The following is a 6,249-nucleotide window of genomic DNA, read 5'->3' as shown; positions in this document are numbered from 1 at the left end:
TCGCCGATCTCGGCGCACCGGCATACGCCCTCAAGGCCCGCGTCCAGCTGCTGCGCGACCTCGGCTCGGCCGTCGCACCGTTCAATGCGTTCCTCATCGCGCAGGGCATCGAAACCCTCAGCCTGCGAGTGGAACGGCATGTCGCCAACGCGCAGAAGGTGGCCGAATTCCTCGAGGCACGTCCCGAGGTCACCTCCGTGTCCTACGCGGGCCTTTCCTCGTCGCCGTGGTACGAGCGGGGGAAGCAGCTCACCCCCAAGGGTTCCGGTGCGATCGTGACGTTCGAACTGGCCGGTGGCGTGGACGCGGGCAAGCGGTTCGTCAACGCGCTCACCCTGCACAGCCACGTCGCGAACATCGGTGACGTGCGGTCGCTCGTGATCCATCCCGCGTCCACCACGCATTCGCAGCTCACTCCCGAGGAGCAGCTGGGTGCCGGTGTCACACCGGGTCTGGTTCGGCTGGCCGTCGGCATCGAGGGAATCGACGACATTCTCGCCGACCTCGAGACCGGATTGGCTGCCGCCGGCGCCTGATCCGGCCGGTCAGATCATCGCTCGCATCATGCCCCGCGGCTCGCCGCCGAGCTGAACGAGCGCACTCGCGTGGTTGGTTGGCCCAGGCACATGGATGGCGTGGGCCAACCCCGCGTGAGCGTCGCGCCAGAACCGCTGCATCGGCGTCTTGTAGTGCAGTGCACCGCCGCCTGCGCGGGCGAAGATCTCGTCGGCGGCGCGCACCGCCCTCCACGCCGCCGCGATCTGCGTGCGCCGGCCGATCGCGCGTTCCTCGAAGGTGACCTCCTTGCCTGTGTCCACCTTGTCGAAGAACCGTTCTGCGGTCTCGATCAGAGATACCCGCGACGCACTGATCTCGGCGGCAGCCTCTCCGATTGCGCTGAGGACATAGGGATCCTCCCGGATCGGTTGTCCGGTGATCGCCACCCGATCCTTCTGGACGGCGATATGGCAGGCGAGAGCGCCCTCGGTGATGCCGATGACGGCAGAGGTGATCCCGAGCGGGAACATGCAGGAATAGGGCATATTGAACAAAGGCTCGGGTCGTCCCGCTTCCTTCTGGGCACGTCCGTCCATCACCTTGGCCGCATCGAGGGTGCGGTACGACGGGATGAATGCGTCCTCGACGATCAGATCCTTGCTGCCGGTGCCGCGCAGCCCGATCACGTCCCAGCTGTCTTCGACGATCCGGTAGTCGGTGCGCGGAAGAATCACGTGCAGCGACGACGGCGGCATCGCCATCTTCCCCTCGGCGTCACCGATCATCGCGCCGAGAAACGCCCACAAGCAGTGGTCGGTGCCCGACGAGAACGACCACCGCCCCGTCAGCCGGTATCCCCCGTCGACCGGTGTCGCGATGCCCATGGGTGCGTACGGCGAGGCCATCCACGTGTCGTTGTCCTCACCCCAGATCTCCTCCTGCACCTGTGGATCGGCGAACGCCAGCTCCCACGGGTGGACGCCGACGATACCGGTGACCCAGCCACTCGCCCCGTCGAGTGCCGCGATGCCCATCACCGTTTCCGCGAACTCACGGGGGTGAACTTCGAGGCCGCCATAGCGCCTGGGCTGCAACATGCGAATGGCGCCGGAGTCGCGCAGATACGTCGCGGCCGCGTCCGTGAGTTTGCAGTCGGTCTCGGACCGGACGGCTTGATCTCGAATCTCGTCGGCAATGGCCTCTATCCTGTCGAGCACGTGACCCATGGGAACTCCTCTTCCGCGGCGACTAGAACACGTTCTAGTGAATATAGCGTCCGCTGGTGCACTTGAAAGTTCGAGTGCCCTAAATCTATAGTCCGGAGATACGAATCTGTGGAGCCCGGCTTTGCAGAGTCACGCAATCTCGACGGGAGGCCAGTGAGCGTCAAGGCACCGAGCCCCACACTCCCCCGCCGAACCCGCCGCAAAAGCCGCCTCCGCGGTGTGGCACTGCTCGGGCCGGCATTCGTCGCGGCCATCGCGTACGTCGACCCCGGAAACGTCGCCGCGAATCTCACCGCCGGCGCCAAGTACGGCTACCTCCTCGTCTGGGTTCTCGTCCTCGCGAATGCGACGGCGGTGCTGGTGCAGTACCTGTCCGCCAAACTCGGGCTGGTCACCGGCAGGTCACTGCCCGAGATGCTGGGCACCCGACTGAGAACCGGCAACCGCCGCGCCTTCTGGCTGCAGGCCGAGTCCATGGCCGTCGCCACCGACCTGGCCGAGGTGATCGGCGGCGCCATCGCTCTCGAACTCCTCTTCGGAATACCGTTGTTCGTCGGCGGACTGATCACCGGCGTCATCTCCACGGCCATCCTCTCGATCCAGAATCGCCGGGGGCAGCGGACATTCGAGTTCGTCGTGATGGGGTTCCTGTCGATCATCACCGTCGGATTCCTCACCGGGCTCGCCTTCACCGATGTGTCGGGAACGGACGCGCTCGGCGGCCTGGTGCCGCGGTTCGAAGGAACCGAGACGGTACTTCTGGCGGCGAGCATGCTCGGCGCCACGGTGATGCCGCACGCGATCTACCTGCACTCCGCACTCGCGCGCGACCGGCACGGATGCGCCCTCGAGGGTCCCCGCCTGGCACGGCTGCTGCGGGTGACGAAATGGGACGTCGTCGGGGCGCTGATAGTGGCCGGTGCGGTGAACATCGGCATGCTCCTGCTCGCCGCCTCCGCCCTACGCGGCATTCCAGGCACGGATTCCATCGACGGCGCACATGCCGCGATCGAGAACTCCCTGGGACCGACGGTGGCCGTCGTCTTCGCGATCGGCCTGCTGGCTTCCGGACTGGCTTCGACGTCCGTCGGCTGCGCGGCCGGTTCGGAGATCATGTACGGGCTGCTGTCGATCCGAATCCCACTGCTTCTGCGGCGCGTCGTCACCCTGATCCCCGCCCTGGTGGTCCTCGGGATCGGCGTCGACCCCACCCTCGCGCTCGTCCTCAGCCAGGTGGTGTTGAGCCTCTGCATCCCCTTTGCCGTCATCCCGCTCGTCCGGATGACGTCGAACCGCGAACTGATGGGTGTGCACCGCAACGCGGTGGGGACCACCGTCGCCGCATGGGTAGCCGCCGGTCTGATCGTGGTGCTCAACGTCTCGCTGCTCTGGCTCACGTTCACCGGGAACGCGTGACGCGCTGCACCGCCTGCAGGTCGTCCGCCTGCGCCCGACCCCGCCTACCCGGCCGCGACCTGCGGCGGGAATCCGCCGGTCGCGATGGGTCCCCATTCGTCGATGGTGATGCGGATCAGGCTCTTGTTCTGGCTGCGCATGGCGTCGCGGTACTCGTCCCAGTCGGGGTGCTCACCGGAGATGCTGCGGAAATACTCGACCAGCGACTCGAGTGCCTCGGGCATGTCGAGTACCTCGGCGATGCCGTCGATCTGCACGTACGCACCGTTGAATTCGTCGGACAGCACGCACACGCTCACGTGCGGATCGTGACGAATGTTCGCGACCTTCGCGCGCTGCGGATAGGTGGCGACCACCAGCCTGCCGTCGGCGTCGAGACCCGAGGTGACCGGGGAGACCTGCAAACCGCCGGACCGTTTCCGCGTGATCAGCACGCTGCGATGGCGGGGACGGACGAAGTCGAGCAACTCGGCACGGGTGACGTGATCAGCGGTGGCGATCTTCATGGTGAACCCTTTCAGTCGATCGAGAACAACCTTGCCGCGTTGTCGTGAATGACGCAGCGCAGCCAGGACTCGTCCTGGTCGAAACGCGTCAGTCCCTCCAGTGCGTCCAGGTAGGGATACGGAATGTTGGGGTAGTCGCTACCGAACAGGATGCGTCCTTGCAGGTCGACCAGCCGTGGAATCTCGCCGCGCGGAAACGGCGTCGACTCCTCGGCGAAGTCCGTGAACGCCATCGTCGTGTCCAGGTACACGTTGGGATACTTCGCGGCCAGCACCAGGAACTCCGTGTACTCCGGGAGACCCATGTGCGCGACGATCAGGTGTAGCTCCGGGAAACGCGCGAGTAACTCGGCTATCGGTCCGGGGCCGGTGTATGTGCCGGGCGCAGGGCCCGATCCGCAGTGGATGACGACGGGAGTGCCCGAGTCCTGCAGGACGCCCCACACCGCGTCGAGGAGGGGATCAGTGGGCGAGTACTCGCCCACCTGGATGTGCGACTTGAACACCCGCGCCCCCGATTCGATCGCCTCGGCGACGTAGGCGCCCGCAGATTCCTCCGGGTAGAACGTGGCGGTCCGCAGACAGTCGGGTGTGCGCTCGGCGAACTCGGCTGCCCATTGATTGAGCCATGCCGCCATGCCCGGTTTGTGGGGGTAGATCATCGAGGTGAAACGACGGACCCCGAAACCTCTCAACTGCTCCACCCGGACGTCCTCGTCGAGCCGGTAGTTGATGGGCCAGGCGCGCCCGGTGAGGGGACCGACGGCGTCGAAGTAGCCCCACACCTTCTCCATCACGTTCGCGGGCATGAAATGGGTGTGGACGTCGATGATGCCGGGCAGCCCCAGCGCACGCCAGAACTCCCGGACTCGGAGATCCTCGGTCACTGTTTCTCCTGAAGAGGTCAGAACAGGGTGAATGCGTCTTCGGATTCCGCGGCTGTCGACAGCGTTACGGACGAGGACACGGATACGGACAAAGACACAGACACGGACAGCGCAACAGCCATGGGCGTCGGCGCCAGGTCTCCGGACGCGATGGCGCGCGCGGCCTCACCGGCGAGTGTGTCGGCCACCTCGTTGTAGTGGTTGCCGACGTGACCGCGGACCCAGCGGAAACGCACCGGCCCCGGGCGGTCGCCGATGGCCTGATCGATGGCCTGCACCAGCTCGAGATTCTTCACGGCCGCGCCGCCCGCCGTCTTCCAGCCCTTCCGCTTCCACCCGGCGAGCCATTCCGACGCACACTTGATCGCGTACTGGGAATCCGACTCGATCAGGAGTGGATCCGGGCCCGGGTGCGCGACGATCGCCTCGAACAGCGCGCGGAGTTCGGCGATCTGATTGGTCCCGGAAGCCTCCCCGCCCGACTGGCTGGGACCTTCGTGATTGACCCATGCCCACCCGATCGCCCCACCGGGGTTACGAAGGCAGGATCCGTCGGTACTCACGATGATCATGGCAGGCACTGTACGTGCGTCCCCCGACATCTGTCCGGCAGCGGTGGCCGTGTCGTTTCACCCGGCCGATACGCTGCACGAGATGACAGCGTCACTCGGGGTGGTCGAGACCACCGTGACCTCGCGGCGTCCACTGGATGTCGCGATGTCGCTCCAGCCTCTGCAACGTGGCAAGGGCGACCCCTGTCATCGGCGGACCGTCGACGGTTCCCTCTGGCGGACGTCCGTGCAGGGTTCCGGACCCGTCACCTACCGCCTCACCCAATCCGATCGTCACACCGTGCACTGTGAGGCCTGGGGCGCCGGCGCCCCCGAGTTCGCCGCGGGGCTGGACCGGCTCGTCGGCGACCACGACGATTCCGCCGGCTTCGCCCCCGAGCATCCGATCCTCGCCGAGGCGCATCGCCGATTCCCGCACCTGCGGCTGGGCCGCACCGATCGGGTCATGGAAGCACTCGTCCCTGCAATTCTGGAGCAGCGTGTCCACCGCATCGCCGCATTCGCGTCGTGGCGACGCCTCGTGGGGAAGTTCGGTGGGCCGGCGCCCGGACCCGCCCCGGAAGGGATGCGACTTCCGCCCACGGCCGAGGTGTGGCGCAGGGTGCCCTCGTGGGAGTTCCATCGCGCCAACGTCGACCCGGGCCGCGCCCGCACCGTCGTGCGCTGTGCACAGTTCGCGGACCGGTTGGAGAAGGTCTGCACCCTCCCACCCGAGGAGGCGAACCGACGGCTGATGTCGATCCCCGGGGTCGGTATCTGGACGGCCGCCGAGGTGTCGCAACGCGCGCTCGGCGATCCGGACGCGCTCTCCGTCGGCGACTATCACCTGGCGGCGATGGTGGGCTGGTCACTTCTCGGCAGGCCACTCGACGACCCCGGCATGGTGGACTATCTGGCTCCGCTCCGTCCCCATCGATACCGGGCGGTGCGGCTCCTGCTCGTCAGCGGCAGCGCGGTGAAACCCAAGTTCGGGCCCCCGACCGTCGTGGACGATCACCGCTGGCACTGAGACCGCTCGCGCCGAAACCCATGAACACCTGTTCAAGTGTTCATACGTGAAACTAGACTTCGAACCAGGCAACCGGGTGCGTTCCAGCATTGCGCAGAGGGAGATCGTCGTGGAATTCGAAGCCATGCACATGAG

The 6,249-nt window shown here is 66.5% G+C and carries 7 protein-coding genes; 3 read left to right on the top strand and 4 right to left on the bottom strand.

The genetic code is table 11. From position 1 onward, the window contains the following. The coding region (locus WAW17_RS09840; protein ID WP_422332795.1) for a PLP-dependent transferase at positions 1–536 on the top strand (536 nt) is incomplete at its 5' end. 9 nt (positions 537–545) lie between these two features. On the opposite strand, the gene WAW17_RS09835 is transcribed toward WAW17_RS09840, so the two are convergent. Further along, the gene (locus WAW17_RS09835; RefSeq protein ID WP_422332794.1) at positions 546–1,724 is read right to left on the bottom strand and encodes an acyl-CoA dehydrogenase family protein; all 1,179 of its coding nucleotides are present in this window, start codon (positions 1,722–1,724) and stop codon (positions 546–548) included. A 153-nt stretch (positions 1,725–1,877) separates the two neighbouring features. Here WAW17_RS09835 and WAW17_RS09830 point away from each other — a divergent pair, with 153 nt between their 5' ends. Continuing rightward, positions 1,878–3,140: an Nramp family divalent metal transporter gene (locus tag WAW17_RS09830; RefSeq protein ID WP_422332793.1), complete on the top strand. Its 1,263-nt coding sequence runs from the start codon at positions 1,878–1,880 to the stop codon at positions 3,138–3,140. 44 nt (positions 3,141–3,184) lie between these two features. On the opposite strand, the gene WAW17_RS09825 is transcribed toward WAW17_RS09830, so the two are convergent. From WAW17_RS09825 to WAW17_RS09815, 3 genes are read right to left on the bottom strand one after another with little or no spacing between them, the layout of a single operon-like run. Beyond that, entirely contained in the window at positions 3,185–3,646 is a 462-nt protein-coding gene (locus WAW17_RS09825; protein ID WP_422332792.1) for a PPOX class F420-dependent oxidoreductase, read from the bottom strand. A gap of 11 nt (positions 3,647–3,657) precedes the next feature. Beyond that, positions 3,658–4,533: an amidohydrolase family protein gene (locus tag WAW17_RS09820; protein WP_422332791.1), complete on the bottom strand. Its 876-nt coding sequence runs from the start codon at positions 4,531–4,533 to the stop codon at positions 3,658–3,660. 17 nt (positions 4,534–4,550) lie between these two features. Continuing rightward, the gene (locus WAW17_RS09815; RefSeq protein WP_422332790.1) at positions 4,551–5,105 is read right to left on the bottom strand and encodes a ribonuclease H family protein; all 555 of its coding nucleotides are present in this window, start codon (positions 5,103–5,105) and stop codon (positions 4,551–4,553) included. Between the two features lie 82 nt (positions 5,106–5,187). Here WAW17_RS09815 and WAW17_RS09810 point away from each other — a divergent pair, with 82 nt between their 5' ends. Then, on the top strand, positions 5,188–6,114 hold the full coding sequence (locus tag WAW17_RS09810; RefSeq protein ID WP_422332796.1) for a DNA-3-methyladenine glycosylase family protein: 927 nt from the start codon (positions 5,188–5,190) through the stop codon (positions 6,112–6,114). Positions 6,115–6,249 lie beyond the last annotated feature (135 nt).

Source organism: Rhodococcus sp. (in: high G+C Gram-positive bacteria), from assembly GCF_049286785.1.
Classification (GTDB): Bacteria; Actinomycetota; Actinomycetes; order Mycobacteriales; family Mycobacteriaceae; genus Rhodococcus_F.
The sequence above is the reverse complement of the archived record's forward strand: the minus strand, read 5'-3'. Positions and strand labels throughout refer to the sequence as shown.

Bases quoted from the DNA above. Each gene is read 5' to 3' on its own strand.
- WAW17_RS09835 (WP_422332794.1), bottom strand. From the start codon at position 1,724: ATGGGTCACGTGCTCGACAGGATAGAGGCCATTGCCGACGAGATTCGA.
- WAW17_RS09825 (WP_422332792.1), bottom strand. From the start codon at position 3,646: ATGAAGATCGCCACCGCTGATCACGTCACCCGTGCCGAGTTGCTCGAC.
- WAW17_RS09815 (WP_422332790.1), bottom strand. From the start codon at position 5,105: ATGATCATCGTGAGTACCGACGGATCCTGCCTTCGTAACCCCGGTGGG.
- WAW17_RS09810 (WP_422332796.1), top strand. From the start codon at position 5,188: ATGACAGCGTCACTCGGGGTGGTCGAGACCACCGTGACCTCGCGGCGT.